Below are 16,071 nucleotides of genomic sequence, written 5' to 3' on the forward strand. Positions count from 1 at the left end.
TGTCCGTATAATTATTGCGCCAACATGATCCCACGCGGATTGCGCAACAGGGCGTCACGGCGGACTCTCCGCTGGGCGGAGATTTGGGCTATCGGGGCATGGCATTGCGGCCGGTCGCGCCATCCTGATGGCTTGCCGCAACAGGAGAATGGCAGATGGAGAACCCGCTGGGTTTGGCATTGGTGGGATGCGGGCGGATTTCGGGCGCGCATCTGGGCGCGGTCGGGCAATTGGCGGACCGGGTGCGGCTGGTTGCGGCGGTGGACCGCGATTTGGCCGCAGCGCAGGCGGCGGCGCAGCCCTTTGGCGCTGTGGCCAGCGATGATCTGGCGCAGGTACTGGCCATGCCCGAGGTTGAGGCGGTGCTGATCGCCAGCCCCAATGACCTGCATGCCGAACAGGCGATGGCGGCCATTGCGGCGGGCAAGCATGTGCTGGTGGAAAAACCGCTGGCCCCCACCGGCGCGCAGGCCCTCGCGCTGGCGCAGGCCGCAGCGGACAAGGGCGTGGTGCTGGCCGCCGGGCATACCTATCGTCAGGGTCCGGCCTTCCATTATCTGCTCGACCACTGGCAGAATTTTGGCAAGCTGATGGCGGTGGAGGTCACCTCCTGCGTGCGCTGGAACGGCCCGCAGGCGCCATGGTGGGCCACGCGCAAGCCCGAGGAAGGGCTGATCCTCTCGCTTTTTGCCCCCCATTCGCTCGATTTCGTGCAGATGTGCATGGGGGCGGATGATCCCATCCGGGTCCATGCCGAAGCCGCCCGCTGGCAGACCGGATGGCAGGGCGAGGATCAGGCTATGATCCTGCTCGCCTATCCGGGGCGGCGCATGGCCAGCGTCCATATCAGCTATAACCAGCCCAGCATCATCGACCGCAAGGTCCTGCATTTCAGCAAGGGTGTGGTCGAAATCGAGGATGGCGAATTTCTGCGTTTCAACCGCGAATTGCTGGTGAAGCCCGCGCCCGGCGTGGTGCGTGATGCCCGCGTGATGGGCGGGCGCGATCTGGGCCATTATTTCCGCATCCAGATGGAGGAATTCATTGCCGCCGCGCGTGGCCGCCCCCATCGCAGCGTCAGCGGTTTTGACGCCGCGCGCACCATCGCGCTCATCGACCGCATTCTGGCCGATGCGCGGCGCAATGGCGCCGACGCCATCGATCCGTCACCCCCGCCCGAACTCGCGCTGGACATCACCGCCAATGTGCAGGCCGATGCGTTCAGCCGTCGCAAGGAGGCCTGAGATGCGCGATGTTCTGTCTCGATGGATGCGCGGCGCGGCCATGATGGCGATAGGCGCGGCGGTCATGGGCGCAACTCCGCCCAAACCTGAATTGGGGCCGGACGGTACGCCGATCATCCGGGCCGCGCCTGCGCCCGGCTTTCCTTCGCTTCGCCCCGGATCGGCCTTTGCCGATGGGGCCGACCTGCCCGAAATGGTGGTGGTGCCCGCCGGGCGCTTCATGATGGGCACCACGGCCAAGGACAATCGCTCGGTGGGCGTATGGCCGATGTTCGATGCGATGGAGGGGCCGGTGCATCCCGTTACCATCGCGCGGCCCTTCGCCGTGGGGCGCTATGCCGTCACCTTCGCTCAATGGGATGCCTGTGTGGCCGATGGCGGCTGCGGCGTCTATCGTCCGGCAGATGAGGGCTGGGGGCGCGGACGGCGGCCGGTGATCAACGTGAATTACGACGATGCGCAGGCCTACGTCGCCTGGATCAGCCGCAAAACCGGCCAGCCCTATCGCCTGCTGTCCGAGGCGGAATGGGAATATGCCGCGCGCGCCGGCACGGTCACGCCCTTCTATTTCGGCACGCGCATCACCCATGATGACGCCAATTACGGCAATTTCTATGACCGCACGACGCCGGTGGGGCCCTATCCGCCCAACCGGTTTGGCCTGTATGATATGGCGGGCAACACTGCGCAATGGGTGGCCGATTGCCATCACCCCGATTTTACGGGCGCGCCCGGCGATGGATCGGCATGGATCGCGGGAGGCGATTGCACCAAGCGCAATGTGCGAGGCGGAGGGTGGAGCCTGCTCGACTGGACCTTGCATGTGGCCCAGCGCATCGGTGATCCGCCGCAACAGCGCAACAACCATCTGGGCTTTCGCGTCGCGCGCGATCTGCCGTGATGATGGGGGCCTTGGTAAAGGCCCCCACGCCGGTCAGCCCTTGGGCACGGTTTTGAGATAATCGCCCATATCGTTGCGAAAGCCGGTCCATTCCTTCCATTTGAAAATGTCGGGCGTGTGGCTTTCCAGCGATTTGCGCGCGGCGGCGGGGATCTCGTCAAGGCTGCTGATCTTGGCGCCATAGGCGCGGCCCCATGTACGGCCTGATGTGGTCTCGGCCCGACCGCCCATGCCCAGCCACGGGTGCCATGTCGCCATATTCTGGAATGTGCAGAAGGCAGGCGCGTTGGTCAGCTTTTCGTTGAACGCATCCTGCGCCCGCGCGCCATAGGTGGCATGGCTTTCCCAGAAAATGGTCTTGCCCGCCGAGAGATGCGGATAGGCATCGGGCGTGGCAGCATTGGGAAAGGCCGCCGAGGATGAGGTGGGCACGATCACCATATCACCCAGTTCCTCCATCGGCAGCACGACCGGGTTGAGGTCAGCCCCCTTGGTGACGATGCCGTCCGGGCCGATGGCGACGCTGAAAGGGCCGCCGTAGAATTGCCAGACTTTGCGTTTTTCGCCGGTGATGGGGTTCACCCATTCGTCCAGCGGCTCGTCGGTATTGAACCGGCAATAGACCCCGGCCTCATAGGTACGCGATTCATACTGATTGCCGGGCTTTGGGGTCCATTCCGAAACGTTGAGGTGGTTCATCGTGAAAAAGGGGATCAGATTGCCATCGCCGCTATAGCCATAGATGTGCAGGCGGTAGAAGATGAACACCGTTTCGCGCGCGCAGGAACCGATCACGCGGGCGCGCATCCGGGCGCGGGCGGCCGGGTCGTTCAGATCGGGCCTTGCGCCCTTGACGATGGCCGGGGCGGCCAGCGCAGCGGGCGTCAACAGCCCCATTCCGGCGGCGGCAGGCGCGGCGGCGAGCAGGTTTCGGCGGGACAGATGATCCATGATTTTCAGGCTCCCTTGGCGTTTATCGGCCCCCCGCCACATCCAGCGTGGTGCCCGTGATATAGCTGGCCTCGTCGCCGGCCAGGAACAGGATGGCGTCGGCCACTTCGCGCGGCGTGCCCAGCCGGTGCAGCGGCACCATGCGGCTGGGGGCATATTCAAGGCCCTGTTCGTCCATCGCGCGCAAGTATGGCCCGGCCAGTTCGGTATCGATGGGGCCGGGGGCGACGGCGTTGATCGTGATCCCGCTGTCACCAAGCTCGATGGCCAGCGCGCGGACAAAGCCGATCACCCCCGCCTTGGCGGTCGAATAGGGCGCCGCGCCGGTGTAAAAGGCGTTCCACACCGTTCCGTTGCGTGCGCCCGAGGAGAGGCAGACGATCCGCCCATAGCCGCGCGCCGCCATGCCCGGCACGGCGGCGCGGGTGCACAGGAACATGCTGCGCAGGGACAGCGCCATCGTCGCTTCCCAATCCTCCAGCGAGAGATCGGCAATCCGCCCCGAACGCCCGCCGCCAACATTGTTGACAAGAATGTCGAGCGGGCGCCAAGCCAGCGCCGCGCTGAACAGATCGGCCACCTGCGCCTCGCTGGTGACATCGCAGGGGATGGCCAGATGCGGCGCATCGCCCAGCAGGGCTGCGGTTTCGCGCAACCGCTCCTCGTTGCGGTCGGCAAGGATGACCGCCGCACCCTCTTCGGCAAGGCGCAGTGCGGCGGCGCGGCCGATACCCAGACCCGCGCCGGTGATAAGGGCGGTTCTGCCGCCCAGTCGTGATTGGCTCATGGCGCGCAGGCTATGGAAGGCGCGGACGCATGGGCGCGCTTTGCGCGGTCTATCCGATGGGCGGAATTGTGGCGATCGGTCGTTGCAGAGCGGGGAGCAGGAAGCGCAGCCTTGGCCCATGATCGCACTGGACAATGGTTTCGAAGAAGTGGTGGCCATCGTGGCCGATGCCGGGGCAAGCGCGGCAAGGCTCTGCGCGGCCACAGGGTTTGCGGCGCTGGCGCAGGGGCCGGTGGATGCCGGGGCGCTGGCCCTGCTGGGCCTGACGGGCGGGGCGCGTGAGGTCCTGATCGGTCATCCCGGCGTGGCGCGCGGGCGCATCCGGCTGATCCAGGTGGAAGGCCCGGTTGCGGGCCTGAACCGCGAGGGCGGGCAGGCATGGGACCCGGGCGGGATTTTCGACATCAATCTGCGCGCCCTGCCCGATATCGAGGCTTTGCAGCGCGCGCTGGTGGCGCAGGGTTTTGTCGCCCATGCGCCGATCACCGACTGGGATTTCGGCCCGCTGGCCGTGCGCGAGGTGGTGAGCAGCGATGCCGATGGCATATGCATCGCACTGATGGAGCGGGTGCGCCCGCCGCTTCAGGGCTATGACGGCGTTTCCGGCCCGGCCAGTTTCGTGTTCAATTCAACCCAGGTCGTGCCCGATTTCGAGGCGGCGCGGCATCTCTATCGCGATTGCTTCGGCTGGTTGCCGGTGCAGGAAACGCAAGGCATGGCGGCGCAGGACAGCGGGGCCAACTGCATGGGATTGCCTGAGGGCCTCGCCGCGCAGATCCCGATGCGGATCGGCATCTATCACCCCGAAGGGCGGATGGAAGGTTCGGTCGAGATCATCGAATATGGCTTGCGCGGCCATGATTTTTCCGACCGCGAACCGCCGCTGCGCGGATGGGCTTCGCTGCGCTTTCCCGTCACTGATCTGGAGGAGTTCATCGAGCGCGCGGCGCAGGGGGGATGCCGGATCATCGGGCCTGTGATGGCGCAATGGGCGCCTCACCCCGCCGGAATGGCCGCCGCCGCGATCACCCCATGGGGCGCGCGGCTGGAGGCTTTTCAATCGGGGGTCAAAGACCGCTGAGATAGGCCAGGGCTTCGGCCTCGTCGATCACATCGGCATATTTGGCGTTCATGTCGAACAGATTTGCCTCATGCGGGCCGGAATGCCGGTCGCCGCAGGCATCGGCAATGACGGCGGTCCTGAACCCGTGGCTCATCGCATCGACGCAGGAGGCGCGCACGCAGCCGCTGGTGGAAAGCCCGGTCAGCAGCACGCTGTCCACCCCCATGGCCGTCAGCGTGCTGGCCAGCGAGGTACCGAAAAAGGCGCTGGGATATTGCTTGGGGATGACCAGTTCGTCCTCGAAGGGTTCGAGCCCCGGACCCCATGCGGCCATCGGATGGCCCTTGACGAAATAGCGCAAGGGCGCGGCCTTTTCGAAAAATCGTCCGCCGTCCACGCCGCTTGCATGATATTGCACACAGGTCAGGATGACCGGAACCCCGGCCTTGCGGGCCACTTCGCGCACGCGCAGCGCGCTTTCGATGGCATCATAGACGGGCTGGCCGCAATAGAGATCGCAGTCCGGTTCGAAATAGGCGCGGCAAAAGTCGATCATCACCAGCGCGGGCTTTTTCCCGAAACCAACGCGGGTGTTATAGGCGCGCTTGTAATTTTCGAGCAGATCGTCGCTCATGATGCATCATCCTCGGCATAGAGCCATGGCGCGCTGGCCTTCTGGCGTGTTTCAAATTCGTCAATCGCCCCGGCATATTGATGCAGCAGGACCGAAGTCTCGTCCCAGCCGTTGAGCAGGGCCAGCTTGCGTTCGGGGGCGATGTCAAAGGCAAAGGCGCGGTTGCCCACGGTCAGGCTCTGCGCTTCCAGATCGACGGCGAAGGTCTGCTCGGTCTGCGCCGCCACCATCAGTTCGGCCACTGTCTGGGCGGGCAGGGTGATGGGCAGGATGCCGTTGCGCTGGCAATTGGAATGGAAGATCTCGCCAAAGCCCGCCGCGATGATGCAGCGCACGCCAAGGCCCGCAATCGCCCAGACCGCCTGTTCGCGGCTGGAGCCGGAGCCGAAATTGGCCCCCGCGACGATGAAGGGTGCGGCGTTGAACGAGGCCTGATTGAGCACGTAATCGGGGATTTCCGCGCCATTGGCATCAAACCGGCGGTCATGGAACGCATAGCGGCCCAGCCCGGCCTTGGCCGTGATCAGCAGAAAGCGCGCGGGGAAGATGATATCGGTGTCGATATTTTCTTCGGGCATCGGCGCGGCCTTGCCCGACAGGGTGGTGAAAGGCTCGCTCATGCCGCAAACTCCCGGATATCGGCGATATGGCCCGCGATGGCGGCGGCGGCGGCCATGGCCGGGCTCATCAGATGGGTGCGCCCGCCCGGACCCTGACGGCCCTCGAAATTGCGGTTGCTGGTGCTGGCGCAGCGCTCGCCCGGTTTGAGGCGGTCATCATTCATCGCCACGCACATCGAGCAGCCCGCAAGGCGCCATTCAAACCCCGCCTCGATCAGGATGCGGTCCAGCCCCTCGGCCTCGGCGGCGGCGCGGGTGGCCGCAGAGCCCGGCACGACGATGGCCTTGATGCCGGGGGCCACCTTGCGCCCGCGCGCGATGGCGGCAGCGGCGCGGATATCCTCGATCCGGCCGTTGGTGCAGGAACCGATGAAGGCATGGGTGATGGCAATGTCGGTCAGGCTCTGTCCCGGCGTCAGCCCCATATAGGCCAGCGCCTTTTCCGCCTGTCGCCGCGCCGGGCCTTCCTCCAGCGTGGCGGGATCGGGCAGGGCGGCATCCACAGGCAGCGTCTGGTCCGGGGTCGTGCCCCAACTGACCTGCGGCACCAGCGAGGCCACATCGATCTCGATCACGCGGTCATAATTTGCGCCCTCATCGCTGGCCAGATCGCGCCAAGCGGCCACGGCCTGATCCCACAGCGCGCCCTTGGGGGCCAGACGGCGGCCCTTGAGGAAGGCGAAGGTCACATCGTCGGGTGCGACAAGGCCCACTCGGCTGCCCGCCTCGATCATCATGTTGCACAAGGTCATGCGCTCGGCCATGCTCATGGCGCGCACGGCCGGGCCGGTGAATTCCACCGCATGGCCCGCCGCGCCATCCGCGCCGATCCGGGCGATGATGGCAAGGGCAATGTCCTTGGCAAAGACCAGCGGATGGCGCGTGCCGGACAGCTCGATCCGCATCGTCTTGGCCCGTTTCTGGCGCAGGCATTGCGCGGCCATCACCGTGCCCTGTTCCGATGCGCCAATCCCAAAGGCCAGCGCGCCAAAGGCGCCATGCGTGGTCGTGTGGCTGTCGCCGCAGACGATCGTGGTGCCGGGCAGGGTAAAGCCGCTTTCCGGGCCGATCACGTGGACAATGCCCTGTTCGGCCCCGTCCAGTTCGGCATAGGGCACGGCAAAATCGCGGACATTGGTTTCCAGCTCGGCAATCTGCGATGCGGCCTGTGCGTCCTCGATCGTGCCATGGCGAATGCCGTCGGCGCGCGGGCTTCGCGTGGGCACGGCATGGTCGACCACGGCGATATGCGTTTGCGGGCGGCGCAATTGGCGGCCCGCATCGCGCATGGCGACAAAGGCCTGCGGGCTGGAAACCTCATGCAGGATCTGGCGGTCGATATAGAGCAGCGTCTCGCCGCCGGGCAATTCGGCCACGGCATGGGCGTTCCACAGCTTTTCATAGAGCGTGGTGGCGGTCATTGTCGGATCATTCTCAAAGTTTGGGGGTGCCGGCCTCGACATAGGCGGCGATCAGTTGGGCAAAGCGGTCGCCCACTTCTAGCGGGGGATAATGGCCAACGTCAGGCATCAGCACGCGGCTGATCGTGGCGTTGGACAGATATCGCGCGATATGGTTGGCCGCGATTTCGGGCAGCAACGGATCGCCCGCGCCCCAGATGAGGAAAGTGGGCGCCTTGACCTTGGCCATTTCGATCGTGGCCTGTTTGCCGTCGCCGATCCGGGCGACCAGCGCGATAGGGTATTTTTCCGGCGTGCGGCGGTTGAAATCGTAATATTCGTCGCGGGTTTTCTTGCTGATCCGCTTGGGATCGCCCGCGAAATAGCCCAGATAATCGTCCCAGTAGGGGCGGTCGTTAAAGCCCCCGTTAGCCTTGGCGCGGGCGATCCCGTCAACGAAGCTCTTGGGCATCACCAGATGGCTGGTGTCGACCGGATCGCTGGGCGTGTTCGACAGGATCAGCCGTTCGACCAGTTCGGGGCGCTTGGCGGCCAGATACATGCCCATGGTGCCGCCGCTCGACACGCCGACGAACGTTACCTTTTTTACTTTCAACGCGTCGAGCAGCCCTTCGGCGATCTCGACCGGCTGGACATTCTGCGCAACATCATCGGAGATCCGGCCCGACAGGCCATAGCCGGGAATGTCGAAACGGATGATGCGATAGCGCGATTTCAGCCGTGCGGTGACGACATCCCAAGTGCGCAGCGTGGAAACCGAGCCATGGACCATATAGAGGACAGGCGCATTGCGTGGGCCTTCATCCTTGTAATGGACCTCAACGCCCTTGATCGTCATGAAGCGACTGGCCGCATCGCGGTATTTGGCGCGCAATTGTTCGACCGAGAGATAGGGGTGGGCGGCGGCCACAGCGGCCACAGCGGCCACAGCGGGCGCGCTCTGGGCATGGGCCAGCGGTGAAACAATGCAGGCCGCCAGCATTGAGCCGACCAACAGAACTGGGCGCAGGCACTTCATCGCTTTCTCCACCATTTATAACAGTCCTGCGCCTTATCAGCGCGCGCAGGCTTTGCCACAAGGCGGCAGGTCCCCGACGGCACAGGCCTCCTTTGCATGAGGCATGATGATGGCAATCTGCGAGGATTTCCGAAACGGAAAGTGCGCTATCCGACAGGTGGTGACGGGCCGGGGGTGGATCGACAGGGCGGTGGCCAAAGTGTGCATTGCGGGCAGGCATTTCGTGGAGTTTGAAGATGGGCGTTGACCGGCGCGGATTTACCCTTGGCCTTGGCATGGCGGGCCTGATGGCGGCCACGCCCGCGATGGCGCGCGCAGCGGCCAAGGCGGCCAAGCCCGCAGCCCCGCGCGGCACCGATGTGATCGTGCTGGGCGCGGGGATTTCGGGGCTGAACACAGCATGGCTGCTTGAACAGCAGGGGCTGAAAGTTACCGTGCTGGAGGGCCGCCAACGCGTGGGCGGGCGGATCATGACGCTGATGGATCAGCCCGGCTATCCCGAAATGGGCTTCAACTCCATGGCCGAAGGCTATGGGCGCGGCATTGACGCGGCGGCGCGCGCGGGCGTGACGCTGGAGGAAGTGGGCGCGCGCTATCGCATTGGCGGGGCGCCGGGGCTTTACATCAACGGCAAGCTGCTCAGCCGCGAGGAATGGGCCAAGCATCCGGGCAACCCTTTCCCCGATGCGATGAAGACTTTCATGCCCGCCGAACTGGTCAATGTTCTGATCGCGAAAAACACGCGGCTTAAAGACTGGACCCAGTGGGCCGATGCGGCCAACGCCCCGCTCGATATTTCCCTCTATGAATGGCTCAAGGCGCAGGGCCTGTCGGATCAGGCGATCCATCTGGCCAATGATGTCTCGCCCTATTACGGCAGCAATGCCTATGATGTTTCGGCGCTGATGCTGGAATATAACGATGGCTTTGTGAAGGCGCAGATCGCGGCCGGGATCAAGTCGCTGGCGGTCAAGGGCGGCAATCTCAACCTGCCCATCGCCATGGCCAAAATGCTGAAAGGCGATCTGTTGCTGGGCAAGGAAGTGGTGGCGATCGAGACCACCGCCACCAATGCCACCGTTACCTGCGCCGATGGTTCGGTGCATGTGGCCGGAAGGGTCATCTCCTCGCTGCCCTTCTCGACACTGCGTCATGTGCATGTGATGCCCGGCCTGTCGGGGGTTCAGGCGCGCGCCGTGGCCACCATGCCCTATCAGCCTTTGTCCATCGCTTTCCTGACCGCCACCGCGCCGTTCTGGGAAGAGGACAAGGCTGCGCCCGGCATGTGGACCGATGGCGTGACCGGCGTGGTGACGCCCCAGCGTTTCGGCGCAACGCCGGAGGAAATCACCGGCTTTACCGTGCAGGCGCGCGGCGCGATGGCGCATTATTGGGACGGTATGGGCAAGGAGGCGGCGATGGCGACGATCATCGCCGGGATCGAGGCGATCCGTCCGTCGACCAAGGGCAAATTGCGCGGCGCGGCCTATTTCAGTTGGGTAGGCGAGCGCTTCAATCAGGGCGACTGGGCCTATTTTAGCCCCGGACAGGTGGCGGGCGTGATGACCGAGATCGGCAAGCCGGCGGGCCGTCTGCATTTCTGCGGCGAGCATACCGCAACCGGCGCGCGCGGATTGGAAGGCGCGCTGGAATCCTCCGAACGCGTCGCGCTGGAGGTCTTGTCGGCCTGATGCGCATTTGTTCGCATTGCGGAGAGTCAGCCCTTGCCGATGGGCGCGGAGGCTCAATAATGTTTGTGTCGCACCATATTTTGCCAAGCGAGTAACGTCTCATGGACTATGATTACATTCCCCTTCCCGCCCGCCAGCCTCTGAAATGGCCGAATGGCGCGCGGGTGGCGCTGATCCTGACCTTCAACCTTGAGACGTGGGATCTGACCAAGGATACCGACAAGCCCTATTATGCGGGCGGCCCGGCGATCCTGCCCGATGTCCTGCCCGGCAACACGCCGGACTTTCCCAATTTCACCTGGCGCGAATATGGCCAGCGGGTGGGCATCTGGCGTCTCTATGACCTGTTCGACGAACTGGGCGTCAAGGCAAGCTGCACCACCAATGCCGTGACGTTTGAGCGGCGCAAGGCGATGACCGATGCCTGCCTTGAACGCGGTTGGGAATTGCTGACGCATAATTGGGAACAGGGCGAATTGCTGACCAGTTTCGCGCATCAGCCGGAGAAAGAGCGCGACATCATCCTGCGCAGCCTCGACCAGTTCGAGAAATACACCGGTCGCAAGTCGAAGGGCTGGCTCTCGTCGTCCTTGCGCGGGACGATGCAGACGGCGGACATTCTGGCCGAATATGGCTGCAAATTCTACTGCGACATCATGAATGACGATCAGCCCTATCTGCTGAAGACGCCCAACGGGCCGATCGTCTCGGTGCCCTATTCTAATGAAATCAACGATTTCACCTTTATCACGCGCAAGAACTTCACCACCGATCAGTTCCGCGATGCGCTGATCGAGGAGCTCGACGTGCTTTATGCCGAGGGCGCCAAGACCGGGCGGATCATGAATGTCGGCCTGCATCCGCATGTTTCGGGCCGCGCCCATCGCGTGCGTGCGCTGCGTGAATTCATCGAACATGCCAAGAGCCTGCCCGGCGTGTGGTGGGCCACGCGCGAAGAGATCGCGGAATGGTATCTGGCCAATCACGAGAGCCACATTCCCGGCCAGCTTGAAGGCGGTGCAAAGTGAGCAAGCCGCAGACCATCCTGATCGTTGGCGGGGGCGTGGCGGGCATGACTGCCTCGGCCGCGCTGGCCCAGCAGGGTTTCAAGGTGACGCTGCTCGAATCCGCGCCCCAGTTCGGCGAGATCGGCGCGGGCCTGACGCTGACGCCCAACGCCATGAAGGGGCTGGATTTCATCGGCATCTGCGAGGAAGCCGCCGCCGTTGCGGTCGAACCCACCCGCCAGCGCATCCAGCACTGGCAGGACGGGCGCACGCTGGTGGCGTTTGACCGCTCGACCCAGCGCGAGAAATATGGCGCGCCCTACATCACTGTTCACCGGGCCGATCTGCACGGGGTGATGACCCGTGCGGCCGAGCGCGCCGGGGTGGAAATGATCGCCGGGGCTGCTGTCGTATCCAGCGAGGGAACGACGGTGACGCTGGCCGATGGGCGGCAATTCAGCGCGGATGTGTTGATTGGCGCCGATGGTGTGAAGAGCACTATCCGCCAGCGCTTTGGTGACGATGCCCCGCATTTCACCGGCCATGTCGCATGGCGCTGCCTTGTGCCGGTGACGCCGGAAATTCAGGATCTTTCCGACTTCCCCGGCATTATCATCGGCCCTGGCGCAATGATGAACCGCTATAATGTTCGCGGCTCGAAGGTGATGAACTTCGTCTTCTTCGCCCGGCAGGAAGGCTGGAATCAGGAAGGCTGGATGACGCCCGCCGATCCCGAAGAACTTCAGGCGATCTATGGCCATTGGTGTGAGGATGCGCAGCGTCTGCTCAAAGCGGCGATGGCACAGCCCATGTTCAAATGGGCGATCAATGCGCGCAAGCCGATGCCGACCTGGGTTCTGGACGGCAATGTCACGCTGATCGGCGATGCGGCTCATGCGATGACGCCGTTCCTTGGCCATGGCGCGGCCTGCGGTATCGAGGATGCGGTGGTGTTGGCCCGTGCGCTGGCCGCCTCGGATTCCGCTGTCGAAGGCCTTGCCCGCTATGAGAAGGCCCGCCACGAACGGGCGACCTTCATCCAGCAGGAATCGAATGCCAATGCTGATCGGATGCAGGGGCAGAACACCGATTTCTTCGGCCTTGAAGGCATGAAGGACGAGGAATCGCTCGGCCTGTTCCTGTATGACCCGCGCAAGGTGGAGGTATGAACGTGTTGCCCTTTGATGGCCACGCCATCGCCCCCGAAACCGCCGCCTTTCTGGGTGGGCAGCACCGCCTGCTGATCGACGGCGCATGGGTCGACGGCAGCGGCGAGCATGTCACGCGCGACCCGGCCACTGGCCTTGAACTGGCCCGTTTCGCCACCGGCGGCGCGGCCGAAGTGGACGCCGCCGTGGCCGCCGCCCGTCGCGCCTTTCACGGTGCATGGGGGCGGATGACGGTTTCGGACCGCACTGCGATCCTGTTCCGTCTTGCCCGGATCATGGAGGCCAATGCGCGCCTTTTGACCGAGCTGGACATTGTCGACAATGGTATGCCCGGTTTCATCGCCGGGCTGACCACGGCCAATTGCGTGGAAATGGTCGATTATTACGCGGGCGCCGTGATGCGGATCGAGGGCACCACCACCGCCCCCCCGCGCCATATCGCCGCCGAAACCGAGGCGCTGACCTATACTCTGCGCGAACCGGTGGGCGTTGCCGGGCTGATCGTGCCGTGGAACGTGCCGCTTTCTACTGCCATCCTGAAGCTGGCGCCTGCGCTGGCGGCGGGTTGCACCGTGGTGATGAAGCCCAGCGAGGAAACCCCGCTCTCGGTGCTGGCGCTGGGGCAGATGATTCTGGATGCCGGTTTCCCGGCGGGCGTGGTCAATATCGTCAATGGTTTTGGCGGGGATTGCGGCGCGGCGCTGGCGGCGCATCCGGGGGTGGACAAGATCAGCTTCACCGGATCGACCGTGACAGGCAAGAAGATCGTGCAGGCGGCCCTTGGCAACCTCAAAAAGGTCAGCCTTGAACTGGGCGGCAAATCGCCGGTGGTGGTGATGCCGGACGCCGATCTGGCGCTGGCCGTGCCGGGCGTCGCGCTGGCCACCTTCTTCCTTCAGGGCCAGAACTGCATGGCGGGCACGCGCATCTTTGCGCATGAGGCGGTCCACGACGCGCTGGTCGAGGGCGTGGCCGCCTTTGCGGCAGGTATGAAGCTGGGCCACGGGCTGGACCCGGCCACGATGCAGGGGCCGATGATCTCGGACGCGCACAGCGCCAAGGTGATGGGTTACATCGAGGCGGGTAAGGCGGCGGGGGCCACGCTGGTCTGCGGTGGGGAAAAGCTGGATCGTCCCGGCAATTTCATTCCGCCCACGATCTTTGCCGATTGCCGCCCCGATATGTCGATCGTGCACGATGAAATCTTTGGCCCCGTCATGGCGGTACAGAAATTTGCCACGACCGATCTGGACGCCATTGCCGACCTTGCCAATGACACGCCCTTCGGCCTGTCGGGCAGCGTGTGGACCAGCGATCTGTCCACCGCGCATCGCATGGTCAAGCGCATCCGCGCGGGCCATGTCTCGATCAATTGCCACGGGGCGGTGGGGACGAACATCCCGTTCGGCGGCTTTGGCCAATCGGGATGGGGCCGCGAATTTGGGCGGGAAGGGCTGGACGCCTATCTCGAAACCAAGGCCGTGACGGCACGGCTTTAATCGGAAAGGGGCGGGGTAATTCCCGCCCCTTTTGTTTATGCGCTGCCCACCGGGGCGCCATTGGACAGATCGTGGCTGATGGCCGCAGCGGTGGCCTTCAGATCGTCGAGATAGCGTTCGAGCGCGGTCGACAGCTTCATCGCGGCCACGAAGAAAGCCAGCGTGATCGCCGCTTCGAAATGGCCGTTGCGGAACACCGGCACGGCGATGGACGAGGTCTTGCCCGGCGTCAGATTGTGGTGATTGCGCCCCTGCACCGCATAGCCTTCGGCGCGGATGCGTTCGACATCGAGGCCGACCTCGGCGGTCGCCAGATAGTTGAGGTCGATATCCTGCGAGACGCGCATAAAGCGCAGGATCATCTCGCGATCTTCGTCATCGGCAAAGGCCATCGACACCTTGCCCGATGCGCTGTCCAGAATGGGCAGGGTGAAGCCGGGATAGTAATGTTCGAAAGTCAGCGAGGAATTGGCATGGGTGGAATCGCGCAGCATCATGTCGCGCCCCACCCGGATCGCCACCGACACCGGCCAGCCCACCCGCCGCGTCAGCGCCACGATATGGGGCCGCGCGATGCGCACCAGTTCATCGTCATGCTGAAACCCGGTGGCCAGCGTCTGCACCAGCGCGGTGGCGCGGTAACGCTTGCGGGCCGGCTCCTGTTCGATCAGGCCCTCATACAGCAGCGTCTGCACGATGCGGCAGGCGGTGGGATAGGGCACCTGACTCGCCTTCGCGATTTCCATCATCGAAAGCGAGCCGTGACGATTGATGGCCTTCAGCGCAGCGATTGACCGCGTGATCGACCGAATGGGGACACCCTTTTCCATGACCGTTTCTCCCGTGAAACTCTATTGTCGCCAGAGTGTCAGGAGATTGTCATTTTTCCGAAAAGGACGCCAGTTTATCCGACAGGCGGATACGCAGTCTGACGTATATCCATTTACGCCCCCGGAATAACCACCTGCCGAATGGCTGCGCCGCTGGCCAATTTGTCCATCAAGCTGTTGATTTCGGACAGCGGGCTGATCGAGGTAAGCAGCTTTTCCACCGGCAGGCGACCTGCGCGCCACAGGGCGACATAGCGCGGAATATCGCGCGAGGGGATTGAGGAACCCATATAGCTGCCCATCAAAGTCTTGCCATCGGCCACCAGGCTGAGCGCGTTGATCGAGAGCGATTCGCCCGGATTGGGCAGGCCGACCGTCACAATCCGCCCCCCGCGCCGCGCCGCTTGATAGGCCGTGGCCAGCACGGCGGCCTTGCCCACGGTTTCGACGACCACATCCGCCCCGCGCGCGGCCTCTTCCTCGCCCGGGGCAAAGGCGCCCGCCGCGCCCAGTTCCAGCGCAAGCGCGCGCTTCTCCGCGCTGGGATCGACCGCATAGACAGGCTGCGCACCAGAGGCCAAAGCGCCCAGCAGCGCGGCAAGGCCAACCCCGCCAAGCCCGTAGATCAGCACGCTTTCACCCGGACGGACGGCGGCCGTGTTCATCACCGCGCCCACCCCGGTCAACACCGCGCAGCCGAACAAAGCGGCGGTTTCGGGCGGAATGTCGGCGTCCACCTTCACCACGCTGCGCCGGTCCACCACGGCGTGGCTGGCAAAGGCCGAAACGCCGAGATGATGATGGATATGCGCGCCATCGCATGACAGGCGATGCCCTCCGCGCATCAATTCGCCCCGCCCATTGGCCGCCGCGCCGTTCGGGCAGAGGTATCCCTCGCCTGACTGACACGCGACGCATTGGCCGCAGGAAGGCAGGAACACCAGCACCACCCGGTCGCCCACCGCGATCCCGCGCTCGTCGGGATCACCAAGGGCCAGCACCGTCGCCGCCGCCTCATGCCCCAGCGCCATCGGCATCGGGCGGGGGCGATCCCCGTTGATGACCGACAGATCCGAATGGCACAGGCCCGCCGCATCAATCCGCACCAGCAATTCGCCGGGCAGAGGATTGGCCAGTTCCACCGGTTTCACGTCCAGCGGTTTGCCCGTGCTATAGGGGGCGGGGTTGTTGCCGCTCTGGGTCAGCACGGCGGCGGTGATGGTCTGGCTCATGGTC

General features: G+C 64.5%; 15 protein-coding genes. 7 read left to right on the forward strand and 8 right to left on the reverse strand.

Annotated features, from left to right (window positions below; translation table 11 throughout):
- The first annotated feature begins 155 nt into the window (after positions 1 to 155).
- Positions 156 to 1,244 (forward strand): Gfo/Idh/MocA family protein, encoded by a 1,089-nt coding sequence (locus GGR38_RS05460; protein WP_183623476.1) that lies wholly within the window; start codon positions 156 to 158, stop codon positions 1,242 to 1,244.
- Between the two features lies 1 nt (position 1,245).
- Positions 1,246 to 2,145, forward strand: coding sequence for a formylglycine-generating enzyme family protein (locus GGR38_RS05465; protein ID WP_221227013.1), 900 nt, complete (start codon positions 1,246 to 1,248; stop codon positions 2,143 to 2,145).
- Positions 2,146 to 2,178: 33 nt separating this feature from the next.
- Here GGR38_RS05465 and GGR38_RS05470 read toward each other — a convergent pair whose 3' ends face one another.
- Both GGR38_RS05470 and GGR38_RS05475 read right to left on the reverse strand, forming a co-directional pair.
- Positions 2,179 to 3,096, reverse strand: a complete 918-nt coding sequence (locus GGR38_RS05470; protein ID WP_183623478.1) for a DUF1838 family protein — start codon at positions 3,094 to 3,096, stop codon at positions 2,179 to 2,181.
- Positions 3,097 to 3,118: 22 nt separating this feature from the next.
- A complete protein-coding gene (locus GGR38_RS05475; protein WP_183623480.1) occupies positions 3,119 to 3,883 on the reverse strand; it encodes an SDR family NAD(P)-dependent oxidoreductase in 765 nt (254 codons plus the stop codon).
- A 118-nt stretch (positions 3,884 to 4,001) separates the two neighbouring features.
- On the opposite strand from GGR38_RS05475, the gene GGR38_RS05480 reads away from it, so the two are divergent.
- On the forward strand, positions 4,002 to 4,964 hold the full coding sequence (locus tag GGR38_RS05480) for a VOC family protein (protein WP_183623482.1): 963 nt from the start codon (positions 4,002 to 4,004) through the stop codon (positions 4,962 to 4,964).
- Here GGR38_RS05480 and GGR38_RS05485 read toward each other — a convergent pair.
- From GGR38_RS05485 to GGR38_RS05500, 4 genes are read right to left on the reverse strand one after another with little or no spacing between them, the layout of a single operon-like run.
- The gene (locus GGR38_RS05485; RefSeq protein WP_183623484.1) at positions 4,951 to 5,580 is read right to left on the reverse strand and encodes an isochorismatase family protein; all 630 of its coding nucleotides are present in this window, start codon (positions 5,578 to 5,580) and stop codon (positions 4,951 to 4,953) included. The genes GGR38_RS05480 and GGR38_RS05485 overlap by 14 nt on opposite strands.
- Positions 5,577 to 6,200: a 3-isopropylmalate dehydratase small subunit gene (leuD, locus tag GGR38_RS05490; protein ID WP_183623487.1), complete on the reverse strand. Its 624-nt coding sequence runs from the start codon at positions 6,198 to 6,200 to the stop codon at positions 5,577 to 5,579. The genes GGR38_RS05485 and leuD overlap by 4 nt, the downstream gene beginning before the upstream one ends.
- A complete protein-coding gene (gene leuC / locus GGR38_RS05495; protein WP_183623489.1) occupies positions 6,197 to 7,621 on the reverse strand; it encodes a 3-isopropylmalate dehydratase large subunit in 1,425 nt (474 codons plus the stop codon). The genes leuD and leuC overlap by 4 nt, the downstream gene beginning before the upstream one ends.
- Positions 7,622 to 7,634: 13 nt before the next feature.
- Entirely contained in the window at positions 7,635 to 8,639 is a 1,005-nt protein-coding gene (locus GGR38_RS05500) for an alpha/beta fold hydrolase (RefSeq protein ID WP_183623491.1), read from the reverse strand.
- A 236-nt stretch (positions 8,640 to 8,875) separates the two neighbouring features.
- On the opposite strand from GGR38_RS05500, the gene GGR38_RS05505 reads away from it, so the two are divergent.
- The 4 genes from GGR38_RS05505 (at position 8,876) to GGR38_RS05520 (ending at position 14,005) form a co-directional block, all read left to right on the forward strand.
- The gene (locus tag GGR38_RS05505; protein WP_183623493.1) at positions 8,876 to 10,330 is read left to right on the forward strand and encodes a flavin monoamine oxidase family protein; all 1,455 of its coding nucleotides are present in this window, start codon (positions 8,876 to 8,878) and stop codon (positions 10,328 to 10,330) included.
- A 101-nt stretch (positions 10,331 to 10,431) separates the two neighbouring features.
- Positions 10,432 to 11,358 carry a polysaccharide deacetylase family protein gene (locus GGR38_RS05510; RefSeq protein ID WP_183623495.1) on the forward strand — a complete coding sequence of 309 codons (927 nt, stop codon included), beginning with the start codon at positions 10,432 to 10,434 and terminating at the stop codon, positions 11,356 to 11,358.
- Positions 11,355 to 12,506, forward strand: a complete 1,152-nt coding sequence (locus GGR38_RS05515; RefSeq protein WP_183623497.1) for an FAD-dependent monooxygenase — start codon at positions 11,355 to 11,357, stop codon at positions 12,504 to 12,506. The genes GGR38_RS05510 and GGR38_RS05515 overlap by 4 nt, the downstream gene beginning before the upstream one ends.
- Positions 12,503 to 14,005 carry an aldehyde dehydrogenase family protein gene (locus tag GGR38_RS05520; protein ID WP_183623499.1) on the forward strand — a complete coding sequence of 501 codons (1,503 nt, stop codon included), beginning with the start codon at positions 12,503 to 12,505 and terminating at the stop codon, positions 14,003 to 14,005. Before GGR38_RS05515 ends, GGR38_RS05520 begins: the two co-directional genes overlap by 4 nt.
- 35 nt (positions 14,006 to 14,040) lie before the next feature.
- Here GGR38_RS05520 and GGR38_RS05525 read toward each other — a convergent pair whose 3' ends face one another.
- Together GGR38_RS05525 and GGR38_RS05530 are read right to left on the reverse strand one after the other, a co-directional pair.
- Positions 14,041 to 14,835 (reverse strand): IclR family transcriptional regulator domain-containing protein, encoded by a 795-nt coding sequence (locus GGR38_RS05525; RefSeq protein ID WP_172340469.1) that lies wholly within the window; start codon positions 14,833 to 14,835, stop codon positions 14,041 to 14,043.
- Between the two features lie 113 nt (positions 14,836 to 14,948).
- Positions 14,949 to 16,067 carry a zinc-binding dehydrogenase gene (locus tag GGR38_RS05530; RefSeq protein WP_183623502.1) on the reverse strand — a complete coding sequence of 373 codons (1,119 nt, stop codon included), beginning with the start codon at positions 16,065 to 16,067 and terminating at the stop codon, positions 14,949 to 14,951.
- Positions 16,068 to 16,071: the final 4 nt, after the last annotated feature.

The organism is Novosphingobium sediminicola, from assembly GCF_014196525.1.
GTDB lineage: Bacteria > Pseudomonadota > Alphaproteobacteria > Sphingomonadales > Sphingomonadaceae > Novosphingobium > Novosphingobium sediminicola.

Excerpts from the sequence above, each read along its gene's own strand:
- GGR38_RS05485 (WP_183623484.1), bottom strand. The coding sequence starts at position 5,580 with ATGAGCGACGATCTGCTCGAAAATTACAAGCGCGCCTATAACACCCGC.
- GGR38_RS05500 (WP_183623491.1), bottom strand. The coding sequence starts at position 8,639 with ATGAAGTGCCTGCGCCCAGTTCTGTTGGTCGGCTCAATGCTGGCGGCC.
- GGR38_RS05530 (WP_183623502.1), bottom strand. The coding sequence starts at position 16,067 with ATGAGCCAGACCATCACCGCCGCCGTGCTGACCCAGAGCGGCAACAAC.
- GGR38_RS05505 (WP_183623493.1), top strand. The coding sequence starts at position 8,876 with ATGGGCGTTGACCGGCGCGGATTTACCCTTGGCCTTGGCATGGCGGGC.
- leuD (WP_183623487.1), bottom strand. The coding sequence starts at position 6,200 with ATGAGCGAGCCTTTCACCACCCTGTCGGGCAAGGCCGCGCCGATGCCC.
- GGR38_RS05460 (WP_183623476.1), top strand. The coding sequence starts at position 156 with ATGGAGAACCCGCTGGGTTTGGCATTGGTGGGATGCGGGCGGATTTCG.
- GGR38_RS05520 (WP_183623499.1), top strand. The coding sequence starts at position 12,503 with ATGAACGTGTTGCCCTTTGATGGCCACGCCATCGCCCCCGAAACCGCC.
- GGR38_RS05465 (WP_221227013.1), top strand. The coding sequence starts at position 1,246 with ATGCGCGATGTTCTGTCTCGATGGATGCGCGGCGCGGCCATGATGGCG.
- leuC (WP_183623489.1), bottom strand. The coding sequence starts at position 7,621 with ATGACCGCCACCACGCTCTATGAAAAGCTGTGGAACGCCCATGCCGTG.
- GGR38_RS05510 (WP_183623495.1), top strand. The coding sequence starts at position 10,432 with ATGGACTATGATTACATTCCCCTTCCCGCCCGCCAGCCTCTGAAATGG.
- GGR38_RS05475 (WP_183623480.1), bottom strand. The coding sequence starts at position 3,883 with ATGAGCCAATCACGACTGGGCGGCAGAACCGCCCTTATCACCGGCGCG.
- GGR38_RS05525 (WP_172340469.1), bottom strand. The coding sequence starts at position 14,835 with ATGGAAAAGGGTGTCCCCATTCGGTCGATCACGCGGTCAATCGCTGCG.
- GGR38_RS05480 (WP_183623482.1), top strand. The coding sequence starts at position 4,002 with ATGATCGCACTGGACAATGGTTTCGAAGAAGTGGTGGCCATCGTGGCC.
- GGR38_RS05470 (WP_183623478.1), bottom strand. The coding sequence starts at position 3,096 with ATGGATCATCTGTCCCGCCGAAACCTGCTCGCCGCCGCGCCTGCCGCC.